At 54.5% G+C, this 11,963-nt stretch carries 25 protein-coding genes; 3 read left to right on the top strand and 22 right to left on the bottom strand.

Features of this window, described 5'->3' with window-relative positions; genetic code table 11:
* Positions 1 to 232 precede the first annotated feature (232 nt).
* Genes JIN85_RS17055 through JIN85_RS17040 form a run of 4 tightly spaced genes read right to left on the bottom strand, consistent with a single transcriptional unit; the run spans position 233 to position 3,432 of the window.
* Positions 233 to 574 carry a hypothetical protein gene (locus JIN85_RS17055; RefSeq protein ID WP_200273054.1) on the bottom strand — a complete coding sequence of 114 codons (342 nt, stop codon included), beginning with the start codon at positions 572 to 574 and terminating at the stop codon, positions 233 to 235.
* Between the two features lie 3 nt (positions 575 to 577).
* Positions 578 to 1,525: an AAA family ATPase gene (locus JIN85_RS17050; RefSeq protein WP_200273052.1), complete on the bottom strand. Its 948-nt coding sequence runs from the start codon at positions 1,523 to 1,525 to the stop codon at positions 578 to 580.
* Positions 1,526 to 1,543: 18 nt separating this feature from the next.
* Positions 1,544 to 3,109: a hypothetical protein gene (locus tag JIN85_RS17045; protein ID WP_200273050.1), complete on the bottom strand. Its 1,566-nt coding sequence runs from the start codon at positions 3,107 to 3,109 to the stop codon at positions 1,544 to 1,546.
* Positions 3,106 to 3,432, bottom strand: coding sequence for a hypothetical protein (locus tag JIN85_RS17040; protein WP_200273048.1), 327 nt, complete (start codon positions 3,430 to 3,432; stop codon positions 3,106 to 3,108). Before JIN85_RS17040 ends, JIN85_RS17045 begins: the two co-directional genes overlap by 4 nt.
* Positions 3,433 to 3,473: 41 nt before the next feature.
* Here JIN85_RS17040 and JIN85_RS21695 point away from each other — a divergent pair, with 41 nt between their 5' ends.
* On the top strand, positions 3,474 to 3,605 hold the full coding sequence (locus JIN85_RS21695) for a hypothetical protein (protein WP_267906684.1): 132 nt from the start codon (positions 3,474 to 3,476) through the stop codon (positions 3,603 to 3,605).
* 92 nt (positions 3,606 to 3,697) lie between these two features.
* On the opposite strand, the gene JIN85_RS17035 is transcribed toward JIN85_RS21695, so the two are convergent.
* From JIN85_RS17035 to JIN85_RS16950, 18 genes are all read right to left on the bottom strand, one after another.
* On the bottom strand, positions 3,698 to 4,168 hold the full coding sequence (locus tag JIN85_RS17035; protein WP_200273046.1) for a hypothetical protein: 471 nt from the start codon (positions 4,166 to 4,168) through the stop codon (positions 3,698 to 3,700).
* A 26-nt stretch (positions 4,169 to 4,194) separates the two neighbouring features.
* The gene (locus JIN85_RS17030) at positions 4,195 to 4,476 is read right to left on the bottom strand and encodes a hypothetical protein (protein ID WP_200273044.1); all 282 of its coding nucleotides are present in this window, start codon (positions 4,474 to 4,476) and stop codon (positions 4,195 to 4,197) included.
* Between the two features lie 5 nt (positions 4,477 to 4,481).
* Entirely contained in the window at positions 4,482 to 4,760 is a 279-nt protein-coding gene (locus JIN85_RS17025) for a hypothetical protein (RefSeq protein ID WP_200273041.1), read from the bottom strand.
* 19 nt (positions 4,761 to 4,779) lie between these two features.
* Positions 4,780 to 5,097, bottom strand: a complete 318-nt coding sequence (locus JIN85_RS17020; RefSeq protein WP_200273039.1) for a hypothetical protein — start codon at positions 5,095 to 5,097, stop codon at positions 4,780 to 4,782.
* 16 nt (positions 5,098 to 5,113) lie between these two features.
* Positions 5,114 to 5,818 carry a hypothetical protein gene (locus tag JIN85_RS17015; protein ID WP_200273037.1) on the bottom strand — a complete coding sequence of 235 codons (705 nt, stop codon included), beginning with the start codon at positions 5,816 to 5,818 and terminating at the stop codon, positions 5,114 to 5,116.
* A 396-nt stretch (positions 5,819 to 6,214) separates the two neighbouring features.
* Entirely contained in the window at positions 6,215 to 6,526 is a 312-nt protein-coding gene (locus JIN85_RS17010) for a hypothetical protein (RefSeq protein WP_200273035.1), read from the bottom strand.
* Positions 6,523 to 6,825, bottom strand: a complete 303-nt coding sequence (locus JIN85_RS17005; RefSeq protein ID WP_200273033.1) for a hypothetical protein — start codon at positions 6,823 to 6,825, stop codon at positions 6,523 to 6,525. Before JIN85_RS17005 ends, JIN85_RS17010 begins: the two co-directional genes overlap by 4 nt.
* A 3-nt stretch (positions 6,826 to 6,828) precedes the next feature.
* A complete protein-coding gene (locus JIN85_RS17000) occupies positions 6,829 to 7,155 on the bottom strand; it encodes a helix-turn-helix domain-containing protein (protein ID WP_200273031.1) in 327 nt (108 codons plus the stop codon).
* 1 nt (position 7,156) lies between these two features.
* Complete coding sequence (locus tag JIN85_RS16995; protein ID WP_200273029.1) at positions 7,157 to 7,453, bottom strand: hypothetical protein; 297 nt, start codon at positions 7,451 to 7,453, stop codon at positions 7,157 to 7,159.
* Between the two features lie 38 nt (positions 7,454 to 7,491).
* Positions 7,492 to 7,953 (bottom strand): hypothetical protein, encoded by a 462-nt coding sequence (locus JIN85_RS16990; RefSeq protein ID WP_200273027.1) that lies wholly within the window; start codon positions 7,951 to 7,953, stop codon positions 7,492 to 7,494.
* A 29-nt stretch (positions 7,954 to 7,982) separates the two neighbouring features.
* On the bottom strand, positions 7,983 to 8,507 hold the full coding sequence (locus tag JIN85_RS16985) for a hypothetical protein (protein ID WP_200273025.1): 525 nt from the start codon (positions 8,505 to 8,507) through the stop codon (positions 7,983 to 7,985).
* A gap of 31 nt (positions 8,508 to 8,538) precedes the next feature.
* Positions 8,539 to 8,724, bottom strand: a complete 186-nt coding sequence (locus JIN85_RS16980; protein ID WP_200273023.1) for a hypothetical protein — start codon at positions 8,722 to 8,724, stop codon at positions 8,539 to 8,541.
* Between the two features lie 263 nt (positions 8,725 to 8,987).
* On the bottom strand, positions 8,988 to 9,182 hold the full coding sequence (locus JIN85_RS16975; protein ID WP_200273021.1) for a hypothetical protein: 195 nt from the start codon (positions 9,180 to 9,182) through the stop codon (positions 8,988 to 8,990).
* A 3-nt stretch (positions 9,183 to 9,185) separates the two neighbouring features.
* Positions 9,186 to 9,494 carry a MarR family transcriptional regulator gene (locus tag JIN85_RS16970; RefSeq protein WP_200273019.1) on the bottom strand — a complete coding sequence of 103 codons (309 nt, stop codon included), beginning with the start codon at positions 9,492 to 9,494 and terminating at the stop codon, positions 9,186 to 9,188.
* Entirely contained in the window at positions 9,491 to 9,727 is a 237-nt protein-coding gene (locus tag JIN85_RS16965; protein ID WP_200273017.1) for a helix-turn-helix domain-containing protein, read from the bottom strand. Before JIN85_RS16965 ends, JIN85_RS16970 begins: the two co-directional genes overlap by 4 nt.
* 63 nt (positions 9,728 to 9,790) lie before the next feature.
* Positions 9,791 to 10,000: a hypothetical protein gene (locus JIN85_RS16960; RefSeq protein WP_200273015.1), complete on the bottom strand. Its 210-nt coding sequence runs from the start codon at positions 9,998 to 10,000 to the stop codon at positions 9,791 to 9,793.
* 6 nt (positions 10,001 to 10,006) lie between these two features.
* Positions 10,007 to 10,207 carry a hypothetical protein gene (locus JIN85_RS16955; RefSeq protein WP_200273013.1) on the bottom strand — a complete coding sequence of 67 codons (201 nt, stop codon included), beginning with the start codon at positions 10,205 to 10,207 and terminating at the stop codon, positions 10,007 to 10,009.
* A 14-nt stretch (positions 10,208 to 10,221) separates the two neighbouring features.
* Complete coding sequence (locus JIN85_RS16950) at positions 10,222 to 10,464, bottom strand: hypothetical protein (RefSeq protein ID WP_200273011.1); 243 nt, start codon at positions 10,462 to 10,464, stop codon at positions 10,222 to 10,224.
* A 263-nt stretch (positions 10,465 to 10,727) separates the two neighbouring features.
* Between JIN85_RS16950 and JIN85_RS16945 the strand changes: the two genes are divergently transcribed.
* Both JIN85_RS16945 and JIN85_RS16940 read left to right on the top strand, forming a co-directional pair.
* On the top strand, positions 10,728 to 11,129 hold the full coding sequence (locus JIN85_RS16945) for a hypothetical protein (protein ID WP_200273009.1): 402 nt from the start codon (positions 10,728 to 10,730) through the stop codon (positions 11,127 to 11,129).
* 29 nt (positions 11,130 to 11,158) lie between these two features.
* The gene (locus JIN85_RS16940; protein ID WP_200273007.1) at positions 11,159 to 11,737 is read left to right on the top strand and encodes a hypothetical protein; all 579 of its coding nucleotides are present in this window, start codon (positions 11,159 to 11,161) and stop codon (positions 11,735 to 11,737) included.
* The last annotated feature ends 226 nt before the right edge of the window (positions 11,738 to 11,963 follow it).

Genomic DNA, 11,963 nt, shown 5'->3' with positions numbered 1-11,963 from the left:
AGCCATAGTTTTTTGGGACCTCTGCTTGATGGTTAAGAGCAAGTAAAGTCATCCATCATGGTCCCGTCTGCCTCCTCGCTGATCATCTGTGCTCGCACGAGGAAAGGAAAGCCTGAAAAAGGGTGGAAAGCCTGAAAATCCCTGAAACGGCGGGCATTCAGGGTAAAAAGAAACCCCTTTCCGTGAGTGCTCCGGAAAAGGGTTGTCTTGAACGGGGAGAAACGGGTCAACGTCAATGCTCTTCCGGTTCGGCTTCATCAAGGCGGGTTCCGGTCAGGAACGCTTTTGACCTAACATCATTCCAGAAATCCGGCTCCGCCTCAGTACGAGCCAAAAGGGCCTCTACCTCGCCTGGGTAATACAGAGGATTGCGAGGCGAGGGACTGACGCGGCGGATCAGACCGCAGTCTGCGAGAGCGCAGAGCGTGCGCAGCGAAATCCCCGTCATATTCGCAACGACGGTTGCGCGCGCGCGCAGCACGGGCTTGCCTGGCTTGATTAGGAATGTTCCGTCACCAAGGGCCACCGTCTTAGCCGGAACAACCCAGGTCGCTTTTTCGTCGTCACTGCTCATCGCTTATTGTTCGCCGTGTTTGAGGTTGGTTTTTGCGGATCGCTCATGACGAGCGATCGCGGCGGGAATATCTTCGGCGTTCTCCGCGTCCGCCAAAATCTGGCAGGCGGAATCGAGCCGATGAAATCGATTCGCGGATTGTGCGATCGCTGCCGAATGAGAGGCGACAATCAAATCCGGATAAAAGGCGCGCTGAAGCAGCTCCACGGCGCGCGCGGAAACCGTGGGAATGTGGATGATGGCGACGGCGCGGCGAAGGAATTGCACCGATTCTTGCGCGGTCGAGCGATCGCTCGCCATACGCGACAAGTGATGCGGAACCGTAGCCGTCACGATGACCCACCGAGTCTGGTTCATCACGGACTTGAGGAAGTTGATGGCGGCGGCGCTGAAGTGGTTGAACTCGTCAATGCAGATGACGCCGGAACCAATGGAAAGGTGCGAAATAATGACCTTTTCCGCTTCGCCAGCGGACCGCGACGCTTCAAGGCCGATGCCTTCGGCAAATCGGTTGAGAAAGTTCAGGTATCCGCCCGCCCAGGACGGCATCGCGTTCACCATGTGCCCCTTGTGCTTCGCGTGGATCAGCGACAGCGTTTTTGACTTCCCGCTGCCACGCACCCCGGAAATCACGACAAGCCGGTGCTCGTCTTCGGACGCGCGCGCAATATCGACCGCATCGAGCGCCTGCCGCACTTGATCCAGGACCACGCACCCGTTGTCCACTTCGCCGGTTCCTGGGTTCTGGTATTGATCCAGCGCGGCGGAAAGCACGGCCAGTGCGTTCGAGAAATTGCCTGTGTAGGTTTTCTTGAGGATCTTTCCCCAATTCTTCCCGTGCATGTCGAATCTCAGATGATTTCCGAAGGGAATATCCTTCAAGGCGAGTTCGTTTTGAATCGCGATCAGCGTTTGGACGGTCGGGTGGTTCAATAGTTGGTCTGCTGTCATGGTCTTTTTGGTGGTGGGTTAGGAATGAAGGGAGCTTTCACGCGCCAACGCGGCGCGGCGGGAAAGGGATTTCGCAAGGTCTCGATCCGTGGCACGCGCTGGCGTCGCGACGGCATCGCGAAGAGGAATTTCGATCGACGCGGGGCGCTCGATGGCGGGTTGCGAAGCATCAGCAACGGCAGGGCTGGCGGGCTGTCCGTTCGAGGTGGAAACAATCACGCCGGTTCCGTGGCGGAGTGTCCGTTCGGTCGCCTTGGTGGCGAGGACTCGCGTTTCCGTCATCATGGTTTGGCGGATACTGCGCACCATTTCCGCCGCGCGGTCTTTCGACTCGCCCCATGAGTTGATGCATTCAATCTGCCCGATCGGCTTCCGGGAATCCTTCAGTGTGAGAGTTGCTTTCACCGGCCATTCGGCCAGCGGGTCAAAATAGATCGTCACTTTTCGGCCTTCGTATTCCCAGAGCCAATCCGCAGCAAAACTCCACTCCATCGGCATCGACAGCGGGCCTTCCTCCGTCGTTTTCACCATGCCCCGCCGGACGACGTGAGTTTTTGCGACCGGGAGAATCAGGAAATCATCTTCAGCGGAACGGGGCTGGCGTGGGGCTTCCAACAAGTCCATTTCCCACCGCTCTTTTGGAACCCATGTGCCATACGTCGCGGATTTGATCCGCTTCTCCGCCAAGTAATCCATAGCAGCATAGAGAGCTTCTTGACCCTGGGTGAGACTGAGGAAATGTTTTCGTGGATCCACGCTGCCTTTGCGCGCCTGGACGTAGAGATCGGAATTGCGTTTTATTTCGGCTTGGTGGCGTCCCACGTCGCCCGCCTGCCCGGCCATGATGCCCCACAACCGGCCAATGTAGTTTTCGACCAGCTTTTGGTTCGGGCGTCCTTTCGCGGAGATGAAGCGACCGCCCAGGACGGCCAAGGTTCGTTTGGCCTGCCAGACGCCGCCCTCGATTGCCCAATGGTCGAACTGGACCACGTCGCGTTCGGCGCGATAAATCACGGACGCGGCGTCCGTGGCCCGGTAGGATTGATGCCAGCGGAACACGGACGACACGAACGGAACAAAGGACGTGGCATCGTCGTGAACGATGAGCGTTTGCCAGCGGCCCAGGCGCACGCCGAATTTATCGGAACAAGGGCAACCGCCCCATGGCCACGGAATCCAGCAAGCGACGTTCCGCGTGGCATCGTCGACGCTGGCGCGTTCCCCTGCCCAAAGGCGGCGGGACATTTCAGAATGCCTCCGCATCGTGCCGGGAACGTATGCGCCTTCGTGGCGTTGGCGGGCCGCGCCGCCACGGGCCGCGCCGATGATCGCTTTGCGCTTCCGGCATGCTTCGCGAACTGCAGTTGGAATCGTAGTGGCTGGCATGTGGTCCGCGACCAGATGGCCGAAGCGCTCCGCGTTTGCCTCGCAAAACCGAACCCAAGCGAGCTGAACGGAACCTTCCTTTTTCGAGTGGTTCGTCTGCAGATACTCGGCCTGGATTTGGCGTAGATCCTCCGCCGTTAGATCCGCCACGGGTGGGCGTCCCGTGGTCCGTTTCCCAAAATGCAAGTAATGGCTCATTCTTCCAACAGGTGGATGTTTAATTCGGTCCAGTCTCTCCAATCATCGGTCCCCCGCACTTCCTCATCCTCCGGTTGATGGCTGGTCAATTTATAGGTCGCCACCGTGGCGGCGCCGCCGCGTCCGCCCCGTGCGGAAATGAATATTCCTCCAGGTTGGCCGACGAGTTGATAGACATGGATTTTTTCGTTTTCGCGCGGTGTGTCGTGGACGCTATCCAACGCATCAAACTTCAAGCCGCACTGGACCACGCGCAGGAAGCGCGGCGCGCGTGAGAGCATCAGAACTTGCCCGGCGGCGGGGCCATCAAGAAAGTTGGTCATGAGTGGAGGATTTAAGGAAAGTTGATCCGGATAATGAGTTGATGCGGCTTTGTCTTTTCGGCGCGTGCTTCATCCTTCCGCAACTCAAGGAACGGCTTTGCGATTTGGTCGGCGAACTCGTCCAAAATCTTACCATTGATTACGAAGCAGGTTCGGGACTCATCGCGGCATGACAGCGTGAAAGAACTTTTGCGGCGACGTTTTGATTTTTTTCGGCATGGGCGACATAAACGAAAGGCGTTGTTGAATCAGTGGTTCGATTTCCTCATCCGGCGAGAATGTCCATGGCTTGCTGGAGAGAGGTGCAGATGTGGTCGCACATCTTCGCCATCAGTTCCGGCTCCTGTCCGTCGCAGGTGAGCACCAGCGTTTGCTTGCCCGCTCCCGCCGCCCAGCCGAGTTCAAGGTGCGCGGATCGACCGCACGGCAGAACCAAGAGGAACGTGTCCGCCCACTTCATGGCGTTCATATCCGAAGCGAAACCCGCCTTGGCGATCGGATGATCGAGAGCGGCGACGTATTCGTCAGCGGTCCAGTTGAGCCAGTTCGGATCAATCTCCGACCATGAGAATCCAGTATTGCCCGGTCGGGGGTTCTTGAAATCATAGACCAAGTGGCCAGCCTTTTGAAGGGCTTCGACGACGGCTGCTTGGTGTGGATTGCGCCACGAACTGGCGACGTAGATTTTCCGGTATCGGATAGCGGGTTTGATTGGTGCTTCGAGTGTCAGCTTCATTGGATTGGCAGGGTTAATTCGGTCAGTCAGAACTTGAAGCCGTCCTTGCGGAGATGGGCGGCGAGATCAGAGAGGGGGAAATCGGCGGGACTGGCGTCGGAGTCGGAAACCAAACATTGCGCAAGGCCGGTGCCGATGATGCGGCCAAAAACCATCCGCTCCGAAAGCAAGCGGGCGGTCGCTCCCCCGTTCGCGACGATACCGCGCAACCGATCGTTTCGGCAGAAATCCGGAATCTCGATGGTGTGCTGCGCAACATAAGTGCGGGCAGCGGTAATCGTGACGATGCGGGTTGGAATGGAATTCATTGCGTTTAACTGACGATTTCGTCCTCCCTCATAGCTTCGAACCAATCGGGATCTGTCACCCGAAAGCCGACGGAAGCCGGTTCCTTTGTGTCCTCGACTTCGATTTGTTCATTCTCTTCGTTCATGTCGTGGACACTTGTTTCCGTTTCCAGCTCGTCGTAGGTTTGGCATCGGTCGTAGAGGCAGGATTTTAGCTCGTCGTTGCTGATGCCTTCGGGGATTTCGACAACGATTGATTTCGCCATCGTGAGCTGGCGGGTAATTTTGACGGTGCGTCTCTTCATGATTGGTAGATTTTGACTTTTAGTAGCCTAAGTCTGGCTGCATGGATTTCGGCAGCAGGTGCCGGACGTCCCAGGCATTCAAAGGGGTAAAGTTGCCAGCCAATGCCGCTTGACGTGCAATGTCTTCAGAACAGATCGTCACCCGATAGAGGCTTGACGGATTGACGAGTTGAGAAACAAAACTCCCGTCGTGCTGAGGAACCTCGACTCTAAGTAAAGCGGTTCCGAATTGATTATCTTTGCTGACAAGTCCGCCGTAACGAACGTGGCCCATCAGTTCGATAACTGCCCATTGTGGGGCGTCGGTTGATTCTTGATTTGGTGATATAGGGTCCATGATATTTTCAGTTTTATTATCTCAAATCTTTCGGCAATTGAGCGACCAGGGACTTCCAGGCGGATCGGGCTTTTTCGCGGGCGATTTCGTCGATGCTGTCCCACCGGTTGAATGTGTTGCTCAGTGTGATAAGCGATTTGCAGAACAGGCCGCGCGGCTCGCCCGTTCTGCCATCTATATCTAAATAGATCGGATCTTTGCGGTTCTTCCCCTTGGTTGTTTTGCGGCCCGCGTTGGCGCGGATTGCTTGCACAAGTGTTAGTTCTCCGCTGGCGACTTTTTCCAACATAGCTTCGGCGTCGCTGTCGCCGTCTTCGGCGCTGGTAATAAGTTTATCCAGCCGCGCTTCGTCGCCGTTGGTTGCGCTACCAATGGTGAGCCTGCGAACGGACATTCCACGGCACGCGATTTCCATGGAGGATTCTAATTTGATCCAGGCCGGGCTTCCGGGTTCGGGAAGTTCAATTTCTGCTAACTCATCCGCCTCGAAATGTTTACCTAGCAACGCGGCGGCAGCATTGATCCAACGGTAAGCGGTGCTGCGCGGTATCGCTTCACCTTCCAGTGCGTCCAGTGCTGCGCGGAATCCGCCGGGCGTCTCATTTTCACCGGTTAGTTTGTGAAGAACGAGCAAGCGCGCGCCGATGCGGACCGCATCGAAACATGACTTGCGGAGGTGTTCGCGTAGGTCATGGGAAATTGTGATGATTTCTTGAATCACCGGCGGCTGTTTTACCTTCCGCGTGGTTGCAGATTTGGGTTTGGTTAGAGTCTTTGACATGGAATGAATGGAAGGAAAACAATGGGTCAATGAGCGGGTGAAGTCGCCGCCGGTTTGATATAACGTGCCGTGGCAATTTGATATTGTGGGTTACACTTCAAAAGTTGCCTCCCGATGCTAATTGAGCTGGAAACATTCCCCTGATTGCTGCATCGGAATGCGAGGGAGATTTGCCATGTGGGGACGCCAGCAACGACAAGACAATGCCAAGTGGCGATCCGCGCATGACGGACTAGCTGGCCTTTCCTGCCACCCTGAAAAACGTCCTTTGGATCCACGCCATAACTAGCGGAAACGTGCTTGATAACTTCCGCCACTTTGGAGGCGATTTCTTTTTCAGTGGTTGGCATCGTGACTTGATTGGTTTGAGCTGTGAACGCGGCGGAGGCCGTTGTCCGGCAGCGGCGGTGCGGCGGCGATTGATAGAGTGATGACTGGTGCGTCATTGCGGCGGCGGATGGGCTGTTGATCCAGGGGCGACTCTACGGCGATGGGTAGCGCGATGGTGGGTGCGTCGCCTGCATGACGTGCGACGTAGCGTTCCGGGATGATGTGGAAGCGGAATACAATCATGGTGATGAATGAACCCGTGCCCAATGCGACGGCGGCGATGAGCCAGAATGTTAGATTATCGAGAATTTCACTCATGGTTGGCTTTGTGTTTGGCGGTGTGCGGAAAGTTCCAGGTGACGGCCAAGATGAGTTTGGCAGGCTTCACGGAACGCGATGATTTCAGGGTCCGGGAAATCGACCTTGCATGCCGATTCATAGAGCCGGATCAGCAGGCTAGGCTTTACCTGGGAGAGTTCGGAAACTGCCTTGCGCAGCAATGCCGCCCGGAAGCGAATTTCCTTCGCATTAGGGACTTTGATTTCCAGCGTTGCAGCGACGGCGCGAACGAGGTGCGTTTGCCCTTGCAGCTCTTCAGAATTTGCTTTGGGTGGCATAGGTCAAAGGGTGGCGGTTTGAGCTTCGCGGAGGGGTTGGCGAATCGTCATTTTTAAATGACGCATGAGCGCGGCAAACTGAGGTTCCCGCCCGGCGATGAATGCGGCCCGGCGCAGGCCGTGGATGACCGCGCCGTGGTCCCGGTTGAATGCGTTCCCGATTTCTCGAAGCGTCCAATCATCGGCGCGCAGAATGGACCAGATGGCCCAGCGGGTGCGCGCTAACCGGTCCGGGCGGCGAGTGGATAAAAGATCCTCACGCGAAAATCCGGTGAATTCTGAGGCGGCGTCAATGAGGCGATCTAACCGCGCCGAAACATGATACTTCAAATCACTCGGCAGGACTGTTGATTCCCGGAAGCTCCGGCCCTTCAGGGCGGAGGGTGGAAACCCAGCGGTGCGGGTCAACGGCATCAGCTCCGCACTCGACAGGGCGGCGTGGTTTGGCAGCGGTTCGATTGAATAGATCGCACTTGGCTTGCAGGTTTTTGCGTCCTTCCTCCCCCGCTTTGCGATCCTGGCAGCGATTGTGGAAATGAAGCTCCCAAAGGTTTTTCTTGGGGTGCCAAACGACGGTCCAGTCGCTTGGTGTGAAGTCGATAAGCTCGCGGTCTGTGGTGGGTTGCATGACATGGCGTTTTAGTTGTTTGCTGGTTTTGGATTGGGTTACTTTTTCGCACCTTCGCGAATGGCATTTGATAATCTTCGGGCGGCAGTTTCGACCATGTGCAAAACGACCTTCAAAGGGGTGCCGGTGTGGGATGAAAGCACCGCTGCGAGCTTGCCGAGGACGATTGGCAGTTCGTGGCTTTTGATGCCGCCAAGCTCGATTTGGTCCGCACATGCCACGGTGACCGTGTTGATTCGGTCGGCGGAATCAGCTTCCTTTGTAGTGGCGCGGACTCCACCAGGAACAGCTGTGAGAATAACCGGAGGATGCCCGCCTGTGACAGCAAGTGCGATACTCCCGCCCGACGACAGAAGGGCGATTTCGTATTCACTAGGTTTCCAGTAGCTCGTCATGATCCCGTCGCCACGGCGGACGGGTAACGGATTGCATTGCTCTTCCGTCCAGCCTTCCGGACGTTCAAGCGTGGTGTTGCAAAGGGGGTGGTTGATGGGTTGCATTTTGGTATTAGTTTGCTGGTTTTCAGTGTTCAGTTTTCAGGCGTTACAAGGGGTGCGTCGTAGCAGGCGAATAGCTCTTCAATGAAAGTTCCGAGGAAGCCCGCAGCGGTGGTCCGTGGTAAAACAAACTCCACGGTCAATTCGTCACCATCCGGTCCGACCAATTTATCCTCTGAACTCAGGACGATGATTTCTTCGTCTTTGTCCCATTCTTCACCGTATCCTGTCTTCCAAACTTCGATCGCTTCTGCCCGGTTTTGCGCGGCGATCACGTCGTCGTTGATGCGGTAGGCGTTGAACCGCCTTTCTTCCGGCTCAGCTTCTCCAGGACTTATCGTTGACACTAAAACTTCCCACTCACCATAAGGGAAGAATGACCGAGTTACCCCGGCTTTTAGATCATCGTAATTGTAACCATGGATGATGGTTCCAACTAGCTCGATTCCGTTGTTGTGTTCGGTGACGGCTAAGGTCAATAAGTGACCATTGGATGATTCGCACACTGCAAGGAATGGCGGTTTATCTTCAGGGCGGATTTTACGTGTTTTGATCATGGCGTTTTAGTTACTTGGTGATTTTTCGAGTTTAGTTTTCAGGCGAAGATTTATCCTTTGATGAACGGAACGGGCCGAGGATGAGGCGGACGGCGAGAGCTACAGCGCCGAAGACGACAACGAAAAGGATCAGAGCGAAAATGAGCAAAGCGAACCCCTTCAGAATGCCGTCTTTAAAATACAGCCAAAGCATCCCGCCTCCCATTGTGTAGAGCATGGCCCAGCCGATCGTTTTAGAGATAAGACGCTTAAAATTCATTGTTGGCGGTTGGTTTGGTTTTCGGCACAAAGAATTTGCCTTTCCTTCCGCATTTTCTGCGGACCTCGAAATCCCACCGAGAGCGCTCAGACTTACAATTGAGCACGCCCATGACGCGGACCTGACCGCTAACTAAATCTAGCTTTTCGATACTTCTCCGGACACACAAGTGATAGCCAAACAGATCAAGTGCGTGGTGCTGGCAATGTATGCAGAGCGGATTAGAATTCATTGTTGGCGGTTGGTTTGGTGAGAATGGCGATAAGGCCAGCGCGGGCTTGATCGGCTAATTGAAGGGCTTTGCGTAAGTCTTCCTGGGTGGGTTGGTTTTTGAATTCGTGTGAGATCGCATTCGCTACGCTGTGAGATGCCAGAGTGAGAGCTTGCCAGACGGCGGTGGTTTCTGTGGCATCCATAACTTAGGCGGTCGCGAGTTGTGCTTTCCCTGCTTCGGTGATTTCCTCCATGGCGGCGAAACCGGAATAAGTGATGGAAAGCCACACGGTCCGGCGATCGCTCTTGCCGTGTTTCCGCACGGCGAAACCGAGATTTTCCAATGACTCCGCCATGCCTGTTAGAGCGGCGGTGTGAATCCCAAGATGGGCGGCAATGACGCCGACTTTCTGTTCGTTGTTCTCATAGAGATAGGACAGAATGGCTAAACTTGTGATGCTAAGTTTCAGGCGGCGGGCAACGACCAATTGATTGACGAGCTGGTTGATTTTCATGGGGTGGCGTTTGATGGAGTGGCGGGTGTGATGAGGCGGTAAAAGGAATGCACGGCCCGGTTTTCCTGTTCGGTGCGGTTCTCGATTTGGAATCCGCGATCGCGAAGATTTGCGATTCGTGAATGGATATTTAGGGAGCGGCTGGCGGCGGCGAGGGTTGGCATGGAAACCCACTCGCCGTCCGCGTTTTGCAAGGCTTCCAAGATCAAGTCGCATTGGCTGGGTGGGGTCATAAAGTTTGCGGGGTTTCAGTGTTCAGTTTTCAGCGGGTGAAGGTGTGTCCACAGTGGACACGTTCAATCGGTGGACGGGTGGAACTGATAGACGCGGCGCTGGAGCAGCTCGGCGGCTAGGTGTAACTCTTCCGCGCTGGGTGCGCGGCGGGTTGGCGGATCAATCATTCCAAGCCCGGCGGTTTTTACCTGGACGGTGACGACGAATTCAGCGTCGCTCGAAATCGGCAGGAAGAGCGTGGTTTGCTTGGGGTTTGGAACTATGGCGGGCATCGTAGATCAGCGGTTCAATTTTGGATCTTTGGTGCATTCGTGAAGATTCGCGGCGGACAGCACGAACTCAGCAAAGCGCAGAGCAGCGCCGCAGGTGCGGGCGCAGACTTCGCCCTGGAGATCCGCATCGAAAAAGCGGTTGGATTTTCCGGGCAGGAGCGGCCTGCCACAGCAAGCGCAAGGCGTGTTTTTGGATTTGGTGGCCATGGTGGGTTTGGGGGTTAGGGTTTGCGGGAAAGGTCCGGCAGAGTGTCGATGCGTGCTAAAAGTGAATGGCTGCTGCGTTTGCCAGTCAGGACGCGGAACAAGTGAGTGTGATCTACTCCGAGCAATTTAGCGGCACTCCTTGTCGAGTAGCCCTTGCCTTGAAGTAATTCGAGGTTGCTTGATTCAGGATTTTCAGGCTCGAAACCCAAAAAACCAAAGCGATCGTCAAGCGATTGATGGAACACTAAGGCGTTCATTAGTTGGGTCGGGATTGAAGGTTGAGAACCGCTGCAACTAACCGGCGCGATTCGCGCTCGCCGTTAAGCACATGACAAAGATGCTGGTATGAAACCCCCAGACGAGGGGCGGCAGATCGATACGACCAACCCATAGAGAAAAAGTGCTTCCGAGCGGCTGCTACTCTGGGTGGCAGCTTGCGGTGTGGCGAAGGGGCAAAAGGCATGGGTTCGGGTGGGTAGTTAAGAAAAGCGAAGGATCAAATCAGGGCTTGTCGCGGAGCATGTCGCCCGAGAACATGCGCTTAGTTCGCACTTTTCGCACTTTGACGCAACCAGAAAATCGCACTTTCTCGCACTTTTCCCAAAGAACTGATTCTTTGGCACTGGCGCTTGGCTGCAACTTGGAGGACTTGCCGGAGAAACTCGGCATATCGAGACGCATGTTTTTCGGCTACCGCTCTGGCCAATACCCAATTTCTAAGAAGGCATGGGAAAAACTATCCAAAGCGGAAACGGAAAATCCGATCATTACCCTCAAAGATCAACTTGTTGAATATCGCACTACCAAAAGTGCGAAAAGTGCGAACCTGACGGAATCGGAGAGAATAGAACGGCTGGAAAAAACCGTCGAAAAACTTGAAAGTATCCTAGAGCGTGTCGCTAAAGCATTTTTAGCTGATTAGAACTCGTGCAGCCATTTCAGAATAGAATCGTGAGTAAAACCAAATCAGAATCCAATAACTTGCCTATTGTCTTGCTTGTATCTATTTCGAGTTTATTGCTATTTTGGATTATCGCGACTATTGCAAATAGTGATCGCAAGCCCAAAAAAGCAGATACAACTAGGGTGAAAAATGAATCATCTAAGTTAGCACAAACTATAAAGCAAGACCCTAGGGAGCTGGCATACCGGGCCGCAACATTGTGCTTCAAAAAAACGCAGGAGCGGTTTCTCGCGGATCTGGAAATGAGGCAAGCAGAGGAAAAGCTAAAGAGGCAAGTAACGGCTGGAATGGCCGCTGCTGCTGAAATTGATTTTATCGAGTCGAAAGAGAAATTTGCAAATGCCTCATCCGCTGAAGAATCTGCTTTAGATGCTCTATATAGTTATGATCACGATGACAACTACACAAAGGATCTTCGGGACTTTCGTTCCTACGGTGACAGACTCGTCTATTATGTCGTGACGCATTACGACTCTCGTCTCCATGGAGAATTAATGAAACTGATCTATGATTTGCAGCTAGAGGATATTTCAAGAGGCGACTATCAATCATTCAATTTCGAATAAAGTGTCCAGAGTGGACACGCTGCGGAAAGGGTGCGGAAAATCGGTAAACGCGTTTAACTGCGGAGAAAATCCACATTTATACCCTTTTACAGAAGGCTTTTAATCGGTCGATTTCTGCGTGTGTCCACTGTGGACACTGTCAGGCGATACCCTTTTCAAATCGTGTCCACTGTGGACACGGAATAGCATTTTCCCCGGAATTACGGGGATTTTGGCGTGAATCGAT

It is taken from the genome of Luteolibacter pohnpeiensis (assembly GCF_016595435.1).
Lineage (GTDB): Bacteria > Verrucomicrobiota > Verrucomicrobiia > Verrucomicrobiales > Akkermansiaceae > Luteolibacter > Luteolibacter pohnpeiensis.
Note: the sequence above shows the minus strand (reverse complement) of the source record. Positions and strands in the feature narration are given on the sequence as shown.

Excerpts from the sequence above, each read along its gene's own strand:
- JIN85_RS17055 (WP_200273054.1), bottom strand. The coding sequence starts at position 574 with ATGAGCAGTGACGACGAAAAAGCGACCTGGGTTGTTCCGGCTAAGACG.
- JIN85_RS16960 (WP_200273015.1), bottom strand. The coding sequence starts at position 10,000 with ATGCCCGCCATAGTTCCAAACCCCAAGCAAACCACGCTCTTCCTGCCG.
- JIN85_RS17025 (WP_200273041.1), bottom strand. The coding sequence starts at position 4,760 with ATGAAGAGACGCACCGTCAAAATTACCCGCCAGCTCACGATGGCGAAA.
- JIN85_RS16965 (WP_200273017.1), bottom strand. The coding sequence starts at position 9,727 with ATGACCCCACCCAGCCAATGCGACTTGATCTTGGAAGCCTTGCAAAAC.
- JIN85_RS16980 (WP_200273023.1), bottom strand. The coding sequence starts at position 8,724 with ATGCTCTACACAATGGGAGGCGGGATGCTTTGGCTGTATTTTAAAGAC.
- JIN85_RS16975 (WP_200273021.1), bottom strand. The coding sequence starts at position 9,182 with ATGGATGCCACAGAAACCACCGCCGTCTGGCAAGCTCTCACTCTGGCA.
- JIN85_RS16945 (WP_200273009.1), top strand. The coding sequence starts at position 10,728 with ATGTCGCCCGAGAACATGCGCTTAGTTCGCACTTTTCGCACTTTGACG.
- JIN85_RS16970 (WP_200273019.1), bottom strand. The coding sequence starts at position 9,494 with ATGAAAATCAACCAGCTCGTCAATCAATTGGTCGTTGCCCGCCGCCTG.
- JIN85_RS17035 (WP_200273046.1), bottom strand. The coding sequence starts at position 4,168 with ATGAAGCTGACACTCGAAGCACCAATCAAACCCGCTATCCGATACCGG.
- JIN85_RS16990 (WP_200273027.1), bottom strand. The coding sequence starts at position 7,953 with ATGCAACCCATCAACCACCCCCTTTGCAACACCACGCTTGAACGTCCG.
- JIN85_RS16955 (WP_200273013.1), bottom strand. The coding sequence starts at position 10,207 with ATGGCCACCAAATCCAAAAACACGCCTTGCGCTTGCTGTGGCAGGCCG.
- JIN85_RS17005 (WP_200273033.1), bottom strand. The coding sequence starts at position 6,825 with ATGCCACCCAAAGCAAATTCTGAAGAGCTGCAAGGGCAAACGCACCTC.
- JIN85_RS17045 (WP_200273050.1), bottom strand. The coding sequence starts at position 3,109 with ATGAGCCATTACTTGCATTTTGGGAAACGGACCACGGGACGCCCACCC.
- JIN85_RS16950 (WP_200273011.1), bottom strand. The coding sequence starts at position 10,464 with ATGAACGCCTTAGTGTTCCATCAATCGCTTGACGATCGCTTTGGTTTT.
- JIN85_RS17050 (WP_200273052.1), bottom strand. The coding sequence starts at position 1,525 with ATGACAGCAGACCAACTATTGAACCACCCGACCGTCCAAACGCTGATC.
- JIN85_RS17020 (WP_200273039.1), bottom strand. The coding sequence starts at position 5,097 with ATGGACCCTATATCACCAAATCAAGAATCAACCGACGCCCCACAATGG.
- JIN85_RS17030 (WP_200273044.1), bottom strand. The coding sequence starts at position 4,476 with ATGAATTCCATTCCAACCCGCATCGTCACGATTACCGCTGCCCGCACT.
- JIN85_RS17040 (WP_200273048.1), bottom strand. The coding sequence starts at position 3,432 with ATGACCAACTTTCTTGATGGCCCCGCCGCCGGGCAAGTTCTGATGCTC.
- JIN85_RS16985 (WP_200273025.1), bottom strand. The coding sequence starts at position 8,507 with ATGATCAAAACACGTAAAATCCGCCCTGAAGATAAACCGCCATTCCTT.
- JIN85_RS17010 (WP_200273035.1), bottom strand. The coding sequence starts at position 6,526 with ATGAGTGAAATTCTCGATAATCTAACATTCTGGCTCATCGCCGCCGTC.
- JIN85_RS21695 (WP_267906684.1), top strand. The coding sequence starts at position 3,474 with ATGCGGCTTTGTCTTTTCGGCGCGTGCTTCATCCTTCCGCAACTCAAG.
- JIN85_RS16995 (WP_200273029.1), bottom strand. The coding sequence starts at position 7,453 with ATGCAACCCACCACAGACCGCGAGCTTATCGACTTCACACCAAGCGAC.